General features: G+C 37.4%; 12 protein-coding genes and 1 pseudogene. 4 read left to right on the top strand and 9 right to left on the bottom strand.

Annotated elements, in window-relative coordinates:
* Positions 1-159: 159 nt before the first annotated feature.
* Genes Q1A47_RS16530 through Q1A47_RS16520 form a run of 3 tightly spaced genes read right to left on the bottom strand, consistent with a single transcriptional unit; the run spans position 160 to position 3,849 of the window.
* Entirely contained in the window at positions 160-1,203 is a 1,044-nt protein-coding gene (locus tag Q1A47_RS16530) for a ribonucleotide-diphosphate reductase subunit beta (RefSeq protein WP_026683060.1), read from the bottom strand.
* The gene (locus tag Q1A47_RS16525) at positions 1,184-1,630 is read right to left on the bottom strand and encodes a flavodoxin (protein WP_026683061.1); all 447 of its coding nucleotides are present in this window, start codon (positions 1,628-1,630) and stop codon (positions 1,184-1,186) included. The genes Q1A47_RS16530 and Q1A47_RS16525 overlap by 20 nt, the downstream gene beginning before the upstream one ends.
* Positions 1,615-3,849 (bottom strand): ribonucleoside-diphosphate reductase subunit alpha, encoded by a 2,235-nt coding sequence (locus tag Q1A47_RS16520; RefSeq protein ID WP_026683062.1) that lies wholly within the window; start codon positions 3,847-3,849, stop codon positions 1,615-1,617. The genes Q1A47_RS16525 and Q1A47_RS16520 overlap by 16 nt, the downstream gene beginning before the upstream one ends.
* Positions 3,850-4,630: 781 nt before the next feature.
* On the opposite strand from Q1A47_RS16520, the gene Q1A47_RS16515 reads away from it, so the two are divergent.
* A complete protein-coding gene (locus Q1A47_RS16515) occupies positions 4,631-6,205 on the top strand; it encodes a BCCT family transporter (RefSeq protein WP_166530930.1) in 1,575 nt (524 codons plus the stop codon).
* Between the two features lie 256 nt (positions 6,206-6,461).
* Here Q1A47_RS16515 and Q1A47_RS16510 read toward each other — a convergent pair whose 3' ends face one another.
* The 4 genes and pseudogenes from Q1A47_RS16510 to Q1A47_RS16495 all read right to left on the bottom strand — a co-directional run bounded on the left by Q1A47_RS16510 (position 6,462) and on the right by Q1A47_RS16495 (position 10,482).
* On the bottom strand, positions 6,462-7,121 hold the full coding sequence (locus tag Q1A47_RS16510; RefSeq protein WP_026683063.1) for a DUF421 domain-containing protein: 660 nt from the start codon (positions 7,119-7,121) through the stop codon (positions 6,462-6,464).
* A gap of 164 nt (positions 7,122-7,285) precedes the next feature.
* A pseudogene (gene asnB / locus Q1A47_RS16505) lies at positions 7,286-9,184 on the bottom strand (asparagine synthase (glutamine-hydrolyzing)).
* A gap of 22 nt (positions 9,185-9,206) precedes the next feature.
* On the bottom strand, positions 9,207-9,956 hold the full coding sequence (locus Q1A47_RS16500) for a hypothetical protein (protein ID WP_166530929.1): 750 nt from the start codon (positions 9,954-9,956) through the stop codon (positions 9,207-9,209).
* Between the two features lie 28 nt (positions 9,957-9,984).
* The gene (locus Q1A47_RS16495) at positions 9,985-10,482 is read right to left on the bottom strand and encodes an RNA polymerase sigma factor (RefSeq protein WP_166530928.1); all 498 of its coding nucleotides are present in this window, start codon (positions 10,480-10,482) and stop codon (positions 9,985-9,987) included.
* 456 nt (positions 10,483-10,938) lie between these two features.
* On the opposite strand from Q1A47_RS16495, the gene Q1A47_RS16490 reads away from it, so the two are divergent.
* Complete coding sequence (locus Q1A47_RS16490; protein WP_166530927.1) at positions 10,939-13,290, top strand: FdhF/YdeP family oxidoreductase; 2,352 nt, start codon at positions 10,939-10,941, stop codon at positions 13,288-13,290.
* Positions 13,291-13,330: 40 nt separating this feature from the next.
* Positions 13,331-14,095: a formate dehydrogenase accessory sulfurtransferase FdhD gene (gene fdhD / locus Q1A47_RS16485; protein WP_246484897.1), complete on the top strand. Its 765-nt coding sequence runs from the start codon at positions 13,331-13,333 to the stop codon at positions 14,093-14,095.
* A 38-nt stretch (positions 14,096-14,133) separates the two neighbouring features.
* Here the strand turns inward: fdhD and Q1A47_RS16480 are convergent, their stop codons facing one another.
* Positions 14,134-14,670, bottom strand: coding sequence for a hypothetical protein (locus Q1A47_RS16480; protein ID WP_026683068.1), 537 nt, complete (start codon positions 14,668-14,670; stop codon positions 14,134-14,136).
* A 9-nt stretch (positions 14,671-14,679) separates the two neighbouring features.
* Positions 14,680-15,855: a ParM/StbA family protein gene (locus Q1A47_RS16475; RefSeq protein WP_026683069.1), complete on the bottom strand. Its 1,176-nt coding sequence runs from the start codon at positions 15,853-15,855 to the stop codon at positions 14,680-14,682.
* Between the two features lie 941 nt (positions 15,856-16,796).
* Between Q1A47_RS16475 and Q1A47_RS16470 the strand changes: the two genes are divergently transcribed.
* Positions 16,797-17,186: a thiol-disulfide oxidoreductase DCC family protein gene (locus Q1A47_RS16470; RefSeq protein WP_166530926.1), complete on the top strand. Its 390-nt coding sequence runs from the start codon at positions 16,797-16,799 to the stop codon at positions 17,184-17,186.
* Positions 17,187-17,287: the final 101 nt, after the last annotated feature.

Here is a 17,287-nt window from a genome sequence, read left to right as displayed (position 1 = left end):
AAGTAATTAGTCGGAGCATTGCCAATAGACATCAAACATTTCAAAATAACTACTTGGCTTAACGCAGTCATTGCACTATTTTATACTTTCTTAACTTATAAAATAAGCTGTCGAATTTCTCGACAGCTTGAGGAATCGGCGATATCGTCGATTTCTTTTTTATAAATCATCAAATCCGTTTAGGTCACTTGTCTTAGTATATTGACGTGATTTCTGTTCAAAGAAATCTGTTTTTGTTCCATCAAAATTATCCACATAAGCTCTAATCCATTTTAGTGGATTATCCAAGTGATCTGGATAAATATCTTGTAACCCCATCATACGAAGCATTTTATTTGCACGATATTTTATATAACCTGCCATTTCATCTAAATCAATGCCTTCTACATTACCTAATACATAGTTAGACCATTCAATCTCTAATTCTACGGACTCTTTGAAGTGATCATATACCCATTGTGTAAATGATTCCGTGTTATATTCTGGATTTTCAGCTAATGTCGCACGGAATAGCTCCGAAATAAATCGACCATGCTCTAACTCATCCCTATTAATATAACTGATCATCGTAGAAGTTCCAACCATCTTATTATGGCGTGCTAGATTATAGAAAAATGCAAAGCCGGAATAGAAGAACATCCCTTCTAATAGCGATGTATAGACCATCGTTTTTAAAATATTTTCAATCGATGGCTCTTCAACAAATGCGTTATATTGCTTAATTAGATTTTCATTACGTTTAAGTAAAATGGGATCCTTTCTTCCTAATTGAAAGGACTTATTCTGTTCGTCTAGTGAGACAACAGAGGATAGAACATAGGAATAACTTTCATTATGCACAGCTTCCTGCTGTGCGATTACTGCCATAATCGATTGAACCGATGGATCTGTTGCATATAAAGATAGTAATAATGCTGTTCTCGTTTGTGGTGCATCTAATGTTGATAACAATCCAATAATTTTTAGATATGCATCTTGTTCTTCTTCTGATAAAGAAGGAAATTGTTTGATATCGCTCTGCATATTCACTTCATCTGCTTGCCAATAATTTCCGACAAGTCGCTTGTACATTTTATACCAGTGTGGATAAGCAATATCATTCCAATTCAGAATACCACTTGATTTACCTCCAAAAATCCCCGTGGACTTATTTGGATTTAGTGGCTCTAATGTTTTCGCTTTTTCAAGCATGACTTTTGACATGATGCAGTACTCCTTCCACCCAGTCTTTCACTTTTGATTCTTGTAAACCACGTGGGGATTGTTCAACCTTCAACCCCTGCCATGGACTGTTATAAAAATGACTTAATTTATCAACTGCTCTACAAAATAAGTCGTCTCCGCCAAACTGTGTATCTCCCGTTCCAAATATGGCAACATTACTTGGTTTATAGCCTACTTCCAGTATAAAATCTTTTACTTCCTCTGGTGTACTTCCTTTATCCCAAGTAAAGGTGCCGATAAATAGTATATCATATTCGGACGGACGTATCGGCGGGTCAATTCCAATTCGGTGAACCGCCGTAGTAAACCCTTCCTGATTTAAGGCATCTTCAATAATCGTAGCTACTTCTTGTGTATTACCACTATATGTCAAGTACGCAATTAACGCCCTCAACTTTGACACCACTCACATTCCTCAACTTCACTTGAGGTGGATCGAACGTAATAGGTAGTTTTTAAGCCCTCTCTCCAAGCTTGTAAATGAAGGTCCAGTAACACGGAAGCTCTAATCGTATTCGGAACATAAAAATTAAATGATAGACTTTGATCAATATGCTTTTGTCTTGCAGCATTTTGTTTTACAGACCAACGCTGATCCACAATATAAGCAGAACGTCGATATACATTATATGTCTCATGCGTTAAATCTGGTGCAGTGACAGGAATTTTAAAATCCTTCTTCTCTTCGTTATAGAACGGCTTGAAGATTGGGTCAATACTAGCTGTTGAGCCAGCAATCATTGCTGTTGTTGAGTTCGGTGCAACTGCCATTAAATAGCCGTTACGCATACCGTGTTCTTTAACAGCTTCTTTTAATGTTAGCCACTCGCCTTTATGATAACCCTTCAAATCAAAATATTCTCCTGAGCTCCACTTACTGCCTTCGTACGCTGGATAGCTTCCTTTTTCTTTACTTAATTCCATGCTGGACTTAATTGTCAAGAAAGCAATTTTTTCGTATAGATCATTCGCATAGTTTACTGCTTCATCGGTTTCCCATTGCAAATTCTTTCTTGCTAATAAATGGTGCCAACCAAATGTTCCAAGTCCGATAGCACGGTATTTTTTGTTCGTTAACTGCGCCTGCATAATCGGTAAATTATTGATATCTATCACATTATCTAACATACGCACTTGAATTTTAATTAACCGTTCTAATATTTCGTCTGGAACAGCCTTACCCAAATTAATCGAACTTAAATTACAAACCACATAATCTCCTGATTGATATTTCTTGACGATCGTGCTCTCACCTTCAAGAAATTCCTCCATAAATTCAGATGGAGATTGGTTTTGTGTAATTTCTGTACATAGATTAGAACAATAGATCATTCCATTATGACTATTACTGTTCTGACGATTTACTTCATCACGGTAAAACATAAATGGTGTACCTGATTCAAGCTGTGACTTCATAATGCGCTTCATAATATCGATCGCTGGTATTTTTCGCTTTGTTAACTGATCGGATTCCACACATTCTTGATATTTTTCACGCCACGTACCGTTTCCTTTTGCTTCATCATAAAAGTCCTCTAATGAATAGCCCATTACTTGCCGAACTTCATGTGGATCAAATAAATACCAGTCTTCACGTTTTTCTACCTGTTCCATAAATAGGTCTGGAAGTGTTACACCTGTAAAGATATCATGGGCACGCATGCGATCATCCCCATTATTTAGCTTAAGATCAAGGAATGCTTCAATATCACGATGCCAAACATCTAAATATACAGCAATTGCACCTTTTCTGGTTCCTAGCTGATCCACATTTACTGCTGTATTGTTTAATTGTTTAATCCATGGGACAACACCACTCGACATACCTTTAAATCCTTTAATAGAGCTACCGCGGCTACGAATCTTACCCATATATACGCCAATTCCACCACCGTTTTTCGATAGCTTAGCAATGTCTGTGTTACTGTCGTAAATTGATTGTAAGCTATCATCTACTGTATCAATAAAACAGCTTGAAAGTTGGCCATGAGTCTTACCTGCGTTCGCAAGTGTCGGTGTAGCAACTGTCATATAGAGATTGCTTAGTGCCCAATAAGCTTCCAAGACATGTTCCGTACGATGTGCCTTATCCTCGTGTTGCATTAACGTCATTGCAATAACCATCCAACGTTCTTGCGGAAGTTCAAAAACGTTCTTATCATGATCCGTTGCAAGGTAACGAGTTGCTAACGTATATAATCCTAGATATGTAAATGATAAATCCTTTGCTGCGTTTATTTGTTGTGCAAAATAATCAATCTCTTCTTTTGTATACGTATCAAGTAATGTAGGCTTATAAATCTTTTTATCCGTAAGCATGTTTAATAATGCGTAGAAATCGCCATACTTTGCATGTCCATCATATTGACGATTCTCACCTGCTTGACGATACAGTTCTTGTAAATAAATACGGCTTGCTAGATATGTCCATTCTGGTTCAGATTCATCAATATTTTCCAATGCATTTTTAACAAGCATATCAATTGCTTTTTCAATTGGTGTATCCTCATGTATGGTTTTAAACGCTTTTTGCTTGTATGCTTCTGTGTGAATAGCTAGTCCTTGCGCAGCATTATCAATTACTTCTATAAGTTTCTCTTTATTCGATGTCAATTCAATGATCATCTATAATCCTCCCTTTAACTGCTTCTAAATCCTGTTCAGCGATCTAGTAAGAGATACGCTCCTGTCATTAACCTTTTTCGCAGGACATGAAACAGATCCTAGTAAAAAATGAATATCTAATAATTTTAATAATTATCATGCAAAAATAAAAAACCGCTGTATCTCGTGAGGATAGAATTCTTGATCCTTTTGGGTTCTCAACAATCTCAATTTTCTAACACGAAATCGGTTACTTAAATGTCATAAAAACACTATATATAGTATTTGTTTCCTGATAGTTTTACGATATATTGTGTTAAAAGCTTAGCATATAACATTCCGGAATGCAATCATTTTAGCGAAAAAATAGAGACGACAGAACGTTCAAAAACGGTCAAAATTGAGATAAAACAACGCTAGAAACTGCTTTAAAAATTTAATAGAAAATATTCCCTATGATAGAGAACAGGCTAACAGTCATAGACGTCTTACAACCTTGTATATTAGATTTCTTCTGATCAGATATTCAAGACAAAAATCTAATGTATGAATTATTCCTATGTGTAAATCTTAATACATACGATCAGATTGATATGCAGTAGTAAACCCTTATTCAAGTAAGTTTACCTCCATTTAAAGCAATACTTCAATTTTGGTGCTTTGTTATGACCTGTACGCTTATCCGAGAAGGAGTAAGGGCATCTCCATGGTTTGTCGATGGAACAAAATAAATTTTTATCCCCGTTCTGTAACATCAGATAATAAGAATACTACATATTGATGGTAGAAAGGATGATTCTTTATGAAGACAAAGCTAATCGATTGGCGTACATTTATCAGTGCTTTAATTCTTTTATTATGTGTATGTTTACCCTTAATCTTCTTCCCAGAGGCCGGTGCGGAGCTTGTCAATGCAGCTAACAGCTTTATGACTGGTAAGTTCGGGTTCCTCTACTTAGCACTTGGCTTATTATGTTTTGTTTTTCTTTTATATGTTGCCATTAGTAAATACGGTAATATTAAGTTAGGAACGAAGCAGGACGATAAAGAGTTCGGGAGTTTCTCTTGGGCGGCCATGCTATTTGCAGCGGGAATAGGATCGAGTATTCTCTATTGGGGAATGATCGAGTGGGCCTATTACTATCAAGGACCCCCATTCGGTATAGCTCCTGAGTCGGCAGCAGCAATTCCGTGGGCAGCCTCCTATGGTATATTTCATTGGGGCCCAATAGCTTGGGCGATTTATACATTACCGGCATTACCTATTGCCTACTTTTATTATGTTCGTAAGACATCTGTATTAAAAATTAGTGAAGCGGTCAGACCTGTCATTGGAAAATGGATTGATACGCCAATTGGCATTATCATTGATGTACTGTTTATGTTTGGATTATTAGGCGGTGCTGGTACTACGTTAGCCTTAGGCACACCTATGATCGCAGAAGGAATCAACAACTTAACCGGCATTCCTGTCACCTTAGGTCTAAAAGCTATCGTTATGTTGATTTGCACACTAATTTTTGCTATCAGTGCCTATTCCGGCCTTACAAAGGGAATTAAAGTACTAAGTGATATTAACTTATGGCTTGCCATTTTTGTCCTTTTATTTGTTTTTATCTTTGGACCTACACTTTTCATTACCGAGACTACTTTTACTAGTGTCGGACAGGTAGCCGATAGCTTTTTTAAAATGGCTACCTGGCTTGAGCCATTCGCTAATTTAGCTGGATTTGAAGAAACAAGATTTCCTGAATCCTGGACGGTATTTTATTGGGCATGGTGGGTTGTCTACGCACCGTTTGTTGGATTATTTGTTGCACGTATTTCCAGAGGACGTACCATACGTGAGATGGTTTTAGGAACTATGATATACGGAACTTTCGGCTCCATTTTGTTTTTCGGTATTCTCGGAAATTTCGGGTTGTATTTACAATTAAGCGGACAATTTGATGTGATCGGTTTTATGAATGAACATGGTGCGCCTGCCGCAATTATTGCTATTTTAGAACAGCTGCCATTAGCTAAAATGATGATTGGTGTTTTTACGGTATTGGCCATTATATTTTTAGCAACTACCTTTGATTCCTCATCATTCATTTTGGCAGCTGTGGTGCAAAAGAAAATTCAATCTGAACCGCTTCGGTGGAATCGGCTATTTTGGGCATTTACCCTATGTCTTCTTCCAATGGTACTCATGTTTGTCGGCGATTTGGAAACATTACAAACAGCAAGTATCGTGGCAGCTTTTCCTGTTATTTTCATCATGGCACTTTTAGCATGGTCCTTTATTAAGGCCGCTACTGTAGATATTCGCACATCCAAGCATTACCATAGTTCAACCATCTACATCCATACGAAAAATACCGATGATGAATAAAGTGAAACTTCAATCTGTTGGGGTTTTTGTTTACCTTTATTATTTGAAGTAACGGGAAAATCGCGTTCTGAAGACGCGCTCGCGGAAAGCGAAGCATTTGACTAAGCGACGAATGAACTACCTGTCTCCAAAACAATAACCCAAACATCATCTAAAATATTTCAGATAAAGTTTGGGTTTTACATCGCTAAAAATTCTTTTGTCCGTGCTCCATATTCTTTAAAATCTAGAGGAGATAACTTCCGCACCTATTAGGTTAATCTAAACGGCGTGGGGGGGATGCGTTTTTGTCATGCTTATGATTTTCTACTTCTTTAAACAGATCATCTTCATTTGAAGTTTGCATCATTTGCTCATTTAAGCTTTGTAGGTGCTTCGTTATTTCATACAATTGTTGGTTCGGAGCATTTGCCTGTAACGCATTTTTCAACTCATTAGCTAGCTCCTGAAATTCTTTCTTCGTTACTGGCTGTGCCTCTGGCTTTAAGGCAAAGCCTACTTGACCATTTGGTTCTAGTGTCGCCCATTGCACATCTCGAATACTTGTGACGTTCTGCTGTCTTAAGTTCATTTCTAATTGATCGACAGTCAAGCGTAGTTTTTTCAAATGTTGTTCTTGTATGACACCATTATGTATAAGTAATTTTGACTTTCCTGTAATAACATTTTCAAAGAAATCTGATTTAATTTGAACAAATTCCATAACGATTAACGTAAGTACTAGAACTGCTCCTACTCCTAATGTAACCCAAATATTCTTGCCAGCTAACGGCTGGATGAGTAGTGAACCTATCCCAATCATAATAACCGTTTGTGTCAAGGTCATTTGTGAAATAGATTTTCTACCAGCAAATCGTAGAAGTAATGTACCTCCTAGTACAATCAATACCGCTTTCCAAACCCAGGCAAACTCCATTCATTAAGCCTCCTTCGACCTATTCTCTTGTTAGTTTGACTGCTAGTAGGTATTTTATACGAATTACCTATGCCAAAATCCAATTTTGCCGACTAAACGTATGGAGATTCTCTCAAAATCAAGCTGGATAAATCATGCTTCTTTCTTTTAACGCTGTTAACCTGTTAAGAGCTTTTAACCCCAGTCTCTTGACGTCTAAGTTCCGAGAACTCGTACCGATTTTCTACAAAAATCTGATGCCATAGCATAAATACAAGTACAGTCCATAGCTTTCTTGCATGTTCTCCCTTATTAGCAGCATGCAACTCCAATAAATTTAACATAAATGATTTGTCAACTAGATGATCGGTTTCACTCGTTTTAATTAAATTTTTCGCCCACTCATATAATTCATCTCGTAACCAGGATTTCATTGGTACGGGAAAACCGAGCTTTTTCCGATTCAGCACATGAGCTGGAATAATATCGTGCACCGCTTTTCTTAGAATAGACATCGTCGTACCATCAGCTATCTTGTATTGTGTGGGTATTTGTTTTGCAACATCAAAAACGGCCTTATCTAAAAACGGTACACGTAACTCTAATGAATTTGCCATCGTCATTCGTTCTGCCTTTACTAAAATGTCCTCTGATAACCATGTATGGATATCAATATATTGCATTTTTTGAACGGGATCTGCGGCCTCTACACACTTATATAAAGATTTTGTCCAAGATTGATAGGACTGGTTACTAGCATAATTCAGCATAAACTGTTGTTTTTCCGCTTCTTCAAACATCTTAGCATTGCCAATATATCTGTCTTTAAGTGTTGTAGTTCCCCGTTGTAAAAAGCTTTTACCTTTCACACCCTCTGGCATCATATCTGCGATCCGTTTGACTAGTGGCATAATGCCTTTAGGTATATATTGAAAGCACCTTAATGCTTCCGCCTCTCGGTAAATATTGTATCCACCAAATAATTCATCTGCACCCTCGCCCGAAAGCACAACTTTAACATGCTTTCTTGCTTCATTTGCTACAAAATAAAGCGGAATACTTGCTGGATCGGCTAAAGGGTCATCCATATGCCAGATTATTTTTGGTAGTTCACTAACAAATGCTTGGGCTGAGATATATCGATGAATATTTTCAACGCCAAGCTTTTCAGCACTCTCTTTTGCTACATCGATTTCCGAGTAGCCAGCCTCGTCAAACCCTACCGAAAAAGTTTTTATTTGTGGATTTATTTGTTTTGCCATTGCTACTATGATTGTTGAATCAATTCCACCAGACAAAAAAGCACCTACTGGGACATCACTTTGCATATGTGCTGTCACTGAATCAAATAATACTTCACGTATAGCAAACATCAGCTGTCTTTCATTTTTATGCACTGGTTGCAGACTTGCATGAAAGTATCTAGAGATTTGTATCGGCTTTTGCCAATCCTTAACAAAATAATGACCAGGCGCTAAACGTTGTATCCCTTCTGTTATTGTTAATGGATCTGGCACGTATTGAAACGATAAGTAATGCTGAAATGCTCGTTGATCAACTACATCCTGCTTATTTAAATAAGAGATACACTTTTTCTCTGATGAAAAGACAGTATCATGTTCATTTTCACAGTAGTAAAATGGTTTGATCCCAAAAGGATCCCTAGCTCCATAAAGTCTTTTCTCGTCTTTATCCCAGATTAATATGGCGAACATGCCACGAAGTTCTGAGAATCCTTCAACACCTTGATCTAGAAATAAGAAAGCAGCAACCTCTGTATCTGAATTGGTGGTAAAATGATACCCTTTTTTCTTTAATTGCTCTTTTACTATTTTGTAGTTATATATCTCACCATTAAAAACCATCCAATACCGTTGCTTGCCAAAAGAAAAAGGCTGCTGTCCTCCATCAATATCAATAATACTTAACCTTCGGAAGGCTAATGCTATATGATCATCATGCTAGCTACCATCATCATCCGGACCTCGATGTCTAATTAGCTGATTTGCTAGTTTGATTTCTTCCAAATGCTCATTACTGAATTGAACCTCTTGATCTAATAGTACTCCTACGAATCCACACATAGCATTATCCTCCTTAAATTAACTACTTCACAATTTCAAAGCTTTCTAACATATAATGGAAGCGAGCTCCATGTCCTTCAGCTGCTTCTAAAAAATACGCTTGTTTAATAACAAAAACCTGCCCGTTCATCGAATCTGTAACATAATATTGGTAAATAGGAGTGTCCCATTCAGGATATTTGCTCCCCCTGCCACGTATCAACTCTGCCTCTATAGGATTTTTTGTTCGAGTTTCTTCAACAATTTCCATTTCTTCGTTATTCAATGTTTCTTTAATATCGGCAGCTACTTCTTCTGTTGTGGTATTTTCTTCTCTCCTAATTTCCATATAAACATCTGGATAACTGTCTGGAAGCTCTTCTTTTAGTTCAATTCGGTCAGCTTCTCCACCCTTATCCATCTTATAGCGTTCATCATCGAGATAAATAACATAGCGAAGCTCCTCGTTTGTTTCCAGGTGCGTATCTAGCTCCTCTTGTTGCCCTTCCATTTCGATCTGTTCTTGCTTTTCTTCAATAAACAAATCTTTTAAGTTTTGTATCATAGCCTGACCAGTCTCTGTCATTACTCCAAATAATAGAATGAGCATTACTGCCGCTAATGATATGCCAGCTACCCATACTCCTCGTCGATTCTTATCATGTTCCGTAATGGAGTGGAATAATTCATCCTCAATGCTTTTCCAGATCGCTTGTTTGACGTCCATATCAAGCTGTGTTTTCCTTTTGAGTTCTGCTTCTAGTTGTTTATCAAACAGGTTATTATCTTTCATCAGAAGCACCTCCCATCATACCTTTCAATTACTTTCTAGCTTTAAACAGCCTAGACTTCACTGTGTTCACATTTAACTCAAGCACTTCCGCAATATCTTTTTCCGTAAATCCGTTTAAATATTTTAATATGATTACTGTGCGATGATTTTCCTCCAATTTATCCATAGCTAGATACAAATCATCAAAATGGTATGCTTCCTCTGTTTGTTGGTGCAAAAAATCTAGTAACTGATCTGATTCGATACTCCTTGCTTGCTTTGTTTTCTTTTTCATATACCGCCTAGTCTCATTAATTAATATTTGATAAAACCACGCCTTAAATGATCTGGACATATCATAGGAATCAATATTTCGATAGACACGAATAAAGGTTTCCTGAACGATATCTGATGCATCTGACTGATTTTTTGTAATGGCAAAAGCTGTTCGTAGCGAATAGTCAGCAAATCGATCATATAGCTTCTTAAATGCCTGATGATTGCCTTTCTTTATTTTTTTAATAAGCCTGGTTTCTTTATCCACCACCAGTGACAATCTCCCTTCATGACGTTCTTACTTATATATACCTTGACATTTTGTAAAAAGTTTTCGACCAGTTAAAACTTTACACTCTACCTTACATTTATTTTAGATAAGATACGTAGCATCATACAGAAAAGCAAATTTGTAATGTATTCGCTTACATGATACGATTGGAAGTACCTATATATTTCTTGAATCCTCAATGCACTTACCATCAGTTACACAGAATACTTTTCAACTGTTGGAAAGATGTAATGCTCATTCCATAGACAAAACGAAGCGCAGCGATACCTGAGAAACAGCGTGTTCTGGTGAGACCTCTCTGCAGCGGCGAGGGGACTCGTAGACCGACTGCCCGTTGTGACAATCTGCCATATTCCATTATTCACATATAAATTGTTCGAGTGGTTAGTTTGAGTGAAGAGATAGACTCACTTTATAAAATAGGAGGGATCTTGATTGGGTAAAACAAAACATAAGGGACCTATTAAGCTCTCGAAGAAACCAGACCCATCCCTTTGGGTCAGTAAAATTCCTTTTGGTTTAGGAAAAATCAAGCCACATCATATCCGAGATACCGCCAAAGTAGCTTGGGAAAACAGAGATAGGCTACCCTACGCTACGCGTATCCTTACACAAGGAGTTTGTGATGGCTGCGCCCTTGGCGTACAAGGCCTTAAAGATCAAACACTAACCGGCCCTCACCTTTGTACTACCAGATTAAATGTTCTTCGCTTAAATACAATGCCAGCAATTAAGAAAGAAATACTACATGCAGATATAGATGAGCTACGAAATCGGAGTAGCACGGAATTACGTCAGCTTGGTAGAATTCCTTACCCTTTAATCCGTAAACAAGGTGAACGTAAATTTCGTCGTATCTCTTGGGATCAAGCTCTAGATACAATTGCTACTAAAATACAATCCTTGCAACCGAAACAATTTTCCTTCTACACGACTTCTCGTGGAATAACGAATGAGACATACTATGTTCTTGGAAAAGTGGCGCGTTTCCTTGGAACAAACAACATTGATAATGCCTCAAGAATTTGCCACTCTCCTTCCAAAACTGCATTAAGCCGATCACTTGGTGTAGGTGCATCCACTTGTAATTACAAGGATTGGATTGGAACGGACGTTCTTATATTCTGGGGTTCGGTTGCTGCGAATAATCAGCCTGTGTCAACCAAATACATGTATGCAGCAAAGAAAAAGGGAACGAAAATTATTGTTATCAACCCATATCATGAACCCTCTATGGATCAATATTGGATACCTTCTATTGCAGAATCCGCCCTATTTGGCACGAAAATAGCTGACGATGTTTATCAGGTTCATATTGGTGGTGATATCGCCTTTATGCACGGGCTTATGAAGCATTGGTTCGAAATGGAGAAGGAAGTACCTGGCTCAGCGCTTGATCATGGTTTTATTAGTAAACATGTTAATGGCCTTGAAAAACTACAATCCACCGTTAATACATATTCATGGGAGCAGCTGGAAGAATCATCTGGTCTCTCTAGGAATAGAATGATTGAATTAGCTACACTCTTAGCACATGCTAAGTCAGCAGTATTTGTTTGGTCAATGGGTTTAACGCAGCATCGTTTCGGTACAGACAATGTATCACAAATCGCTAATCTGGCATTACTCCGTGGTTTTATCGGTCGAGAGTTTTGTGGACTAATGCCAATACGTGGGCATTCAGGTGTACAGGGATCAGGTGAAATGGGAGCCGATCCGTTCTCATTACCTGGAGGTAATTTGAATGATGATCAGCGAAAACGATTAGAGGGTATTTGGAAGTTTGATATCCCTACCTGGCAAGGTGATATTGTGGGTGAGTCTCTCGAAAATGCTTGCTTGCCAGATGGTCATGAACGAAAACTTCATCTTTATTATTTATCCGGTGGGAATTTCTTAGAAACGATGCCAAATCCAGATTTTATTCAGACATGTCTTGAGAACGTCGAGCTCAGGGTCCATCAGGATATTATCTTAAATACATCCACGCTTACAGATGCAAAAGAAGCAGTACTCGTATTACCTGCAAGAACTAGATACGAACAGCGTGGTGGTGGAACCTCTACATCTACGGAACGAATGGTTTATTTCTCTCCAGAGATAAAGGGCCCACGAATTGAAGAAGCCCGTACAGAGTGGGAAATCTATATAGACTTGGCTAAACGGGTATGTCCAGAGAAGCAAGAACATATTCATTTTGACAATGCATCAGCTATTCGCAAGGAAATTGCAGAAGCTGCACCAAATTATGACGGCATCCAGCACCTACATAAACGAGGGGATCTTTTTCAATGGGGTGGCGCTTGGCTGTGTGAAGATGGAATTTGTCCTACTCCAGATGGCAGGGGAAATTTAATAGCAATCGAAATTCCAGAATTAAGAAAACCCGAAGGGCATTTCTATGTAACAACTCGAAGAGGAAAACAGTTTAATTCCATGGTCTACAGTGACACAGATCCCTTTAATGATGCAAAACGAGAGGATGTACTAATTAGTGAAGAGGACGCCGTTAAGTATCATATCGAAGATGGTGAGCCAATCGTTGTTTATAATCAACATGGGTTATTTGCCGGACGCGCAAAGTTTGCTCCAATGAAATCTAGTAATTTAGAAGTGCATTGGCCAGAAGGGAATGTTCTTATACCAAAAGGAGTATATGAGGCATATGCTGGAATTCCCGAATATAACACAGTAGTTATTTTAGAAAAAGCTGTGTCCTATTATGCACAAAAAGATAGAAAATATGCCCAAAAACGTATCGAAGAATTAGAGATTGACAGCCACTAAAAGGAGGAGTGACATGCGTTCCAATGAAGCAAATTGGGAGATGATCCGCTTTGATAATACAGGAGATTCAAATGAAACCTCACTAGTGGCTGTAGAAATGCCAATTACTATTCATATAAATGGAAGTGAGTTTGCCACAATGGTATGCTCTCCAAGCAATCTTAAAGAGCTCCTCATTGGATTTTTAGCATCAGAAGGTATAATTCGTAGTTATTCTGCTATTAAAGATCTAGCTATTGATATCGATACTGGCTATGCATATATAGAAATAGATCATCTCCCAACTACATTTCATCAGGACCATTCTAAGCGTTTTATTGGCTCATGTTGTGGGAAAAGCAGACAATTTTATTTTAAAAATGACGTAAAGACAGCAAAAACTATTCTTTCCAAGCATATGATATCAGCTAAACAGTGTTTTTACTTAATGCATGAATTACAGCAATCCTCTAGTCAGTTCCGTAAAACTGGTGGTGTGCACAATGCTGCATTAGCTACTACTAACGAACTTATGGTTGTTCGTACGGATATCGGGAGGCATAATGCACTCGATAAGCTTTTTGGGCATATTTTGGTAAACAATGTTCCTGTACATGATAAAATTATTGTCTTTAGTGGACGCATCTCTTCAGAGGTCCTTTTAAAGCTATCCAAAATGGGAATTGGTATATTAATTTCTAAATCAGCACCTACTAATTTGGCATTACAGCTGGCAGAGGATCTGAAGATTACCGTTATTGGATTCGTTCGTGGATACCAAATGAACGTATATACCCATCCAGAACGTATCGTGAGAGGAACATAAAAATAAAAGCAAGTCCTACCTTACTGCAGGACTTGCTTTTATTTATTCATACTCGAAAAGAAGTCTTTTAATGGATCCTCTTCTTCCTCTTCGATTACCTCTTGCTGTTGGTTTGTATCTAACGAATCCAAACGTAAACTATCTAAATCTATTTCTTCCTTTAGAGCTGTTTCCTCCAACACAGGCTTACCTGTGTCAATATCATTTTCTTGTAAGTATAGTGCCTCATCAATATTCGTATGATTACTGTTTAAGGAAGCCAATAAGGTCGTAGCTCGCATTGGATCACTTAATAATTGATATAGAATGGTACCTACTAATGCTTCTGAATGCTCATGTTTCAACCAACTCTTTTGTTCCTTGGTTAATTGTTTGGGGAGCGGGACAGTGACCGTTTCCCGCTCTTTTGTAACACTTTCACTTAAGCCTCGTAATACAAATTGGGCAATTCGACTAGAAAAATTTCTCCGTTCCGTTTCCTTGAGTCGTTGTAGTGCCTTTAGTAAATAATCCGGTGTATCGGAAGGAACACGAAAGGTTATTGATTGCCCTCGTTCAATTGTGTTTTTGGCCATTATATCACCCTATTTTGCTTTTGCCTTTACTGCTTCTTTCTCTTCCTTTTCTTGCTTGGCATGCTTATTTACAAAATCAGTTATTAACTTATAATAAGCATTAGCCATCATCCAAATACTTTCCTGTTCATCTTCAAAGAAATCAATGTTAAAGCCATCGAGTTTATTATTAAGTGCTTTTAAATAATCTTTTAAGACTGCTGATCCACCACCGACAAAGTAACAAATTTCCGATTGGGAATTCTTAGCCCACACGTTTCTTAAGAATCGATACTCTTTTTTAGCCAATTCAAGTAGGATATGGTCTGTAATATCGTGAACGCTTGTCCTACTTCCTTTGACCATGATGTGATGTCGGTCATTTTTCCTTGTAATAATATCTACTACATCACGGCGACTATCTAGCTCTACACCATGTTTTGTTCGAATTTCTTCCCTAATCTGCTCCAGTGATTCAGAAACGCCTAAATTAAATCCTTGGGCTTTATCATCGTCAACATTACGATTACGAATCACCGCGATATCTGTTGACAATCCACCAATATCTTGAATAAGTATTTGTTTATCAATCAAATCTTTATTAATAACTTTTAAATCATTATCCATAATTAAATTCACATATGCTGCAAACCCCTCTGGATAAACCTTTACTTCATCAAATTTAATGTTTACTTTCTTACCCTGATGATGTGGTGTTACTAAAAATTCAACTTGGTGAACCGATCCCAGTAATTGAGAACGATAACCTACATCCTTACCTTCCTTTACCTCTCGGAGTGGTAGCCCAGTTCCAAGGGTATAATTTGCATCAATAACTTTATTCTTCATGGAAAAGGCTCCATTTTCTACTGCATCCAATGCTAAGGAAGCAAATAGCATAATTAAGGTTTGATCCTCTTCTGCCTTGCTACTACCGGGATCTAGCTCTGTTGAATTGTTTGTCTTTGTTGCTAAATTCCCAACACGGTAGATTACGTTATTTTCTTCGAGCGCAGGTGAATGTACGCGAATATGAATATTATCCAATACCTCTTTTTTATCTAGCTCTTCAATGCCAATTACGGGACGGTCTTCAAAATCCTGGGCGACTACATTGGGAATATATACCTCGTGTTCCATCTTTCCAAAGTTTGCCTTTAACGCATCGTTTCCCACGTCCACTGCTGCTATTCTTGTTTTTGTCATGTAAGAAAACTCCTCTCCATAATAATACATTCTATCTAAGAGTACTTCCTTTCTTCTTATAACGCAATCCGACTTTTTTCGTATTCTATTTTGTATACATGTTTACAGTTTTGTTTTCGTTTATATAACAGTGTCTACACATATTTGTACACAAGTAAACATTTTTGTGTTCTTTATGTACACTTTTTGTTTACTTGTATACATTATTGTTTGCAAATGAAGTTGATGTGACTATATGTAAAAAATGAGGCCGTGTATTGCTTTTCCAAATAGCCGCATACTCGATTAGAAGGAAAAACTATACGTTACTCAACCAAAAATTAATTTTCAGGTGATAGCTAACCAAACAATTAATATTAATCCAATGATGTGCTTTCCTATAATAATGAAAACCAACCGATGTTTAATTTTCCACATGGAATTGGTTTGGTTATATTTTTTTCAATTGACATTTTGTTAAGTAACATCAATTTGCTTTTTCTTTACGATTTGTTTGTACACGCTGAAAACGAGAAGAAGAAGGTTTCATGTTTTGATTACCATTACTCCGTTTCACTGTTATCTTCCTTTTTCTTATTGTGAATTTAGTTATAAGTCCTCTCCTTTCTTCTTGCACCTCTTTTATTCCTGTTAAAATGAATTGCATGGCGAATATGGTTAGAATAAAAGCTAATAAAGGAAAAAGCGCTAACTAATACGTTTCACCATCAAGTATCGAATTTTTTGCATTGCCATTCGTTAGATATGGATTTAGGGGGGTTATCATAAATCGTACCACCAAAAAAGAAGGTAAATACGCCTAAATGTATACATCGTTACCTTAATCTATATAAGATATTGTTGTTGCAACTGCTTTCAAGAACTTTAAAACTAGGAATCTAAAAAAACTGCATGTTACAATAGAAGCAAGGATAGCTTTATTCCATAAGGAGTGAGCGTACATGAGTAAGGTCATTCTCTTTGATGGTGTTTGTAATTTCTGTGATCAGAGTGTTCAATTTATCTTAAAAAGAGATAAGCAAGAGCAGTTTACATTCGCCTCCTTACAAGGAGACGCTGGTCAAGAACTCTTAAAAAGAAACTATGTACCAACTAACATGAATAGTTTCATCCTCATTGACGGTAATAAAACGTATTTTAAATCAACAGCAGCGCTTAGGGTATGTAAAGAATTAAACGGCGCATGGAAGCTTTTATACGGCTTCATGATCATTCCTAAACCGCTTAGAGACTTCCTATATGGAGTGATCGCCAACCATCGCTATGAATGGTTCGGACAGAAACAAAGCTGTACATTGCCGTCTCCTGAAACAAGGAAACGGTTCTTGTAGATAGTGACAGATGAGGAAGTAAAAAGGGGCTGGGACAAAACCCAGTAAAATTAAAAGTGGTACTCGCCAATAATTTGGTGAGTACCACTTTTTTTGAGATT

This window comes from uncultured Virgibacillus sp., from assembly GCF_947495635.1.
In the GTDB taxonomy this organism is placed as follows: domain Bacteria; phylum Bacillota; class Bacilli; order Bacillales; family Amphibacillaceae; genus Virgibacillus; species Virgibacillus salarius.
The sequence above is the reverse complement of the archived record's forward strand: the minus strand, read 5'-3'. Positions and strand labels throughout refer to the sequence as shown.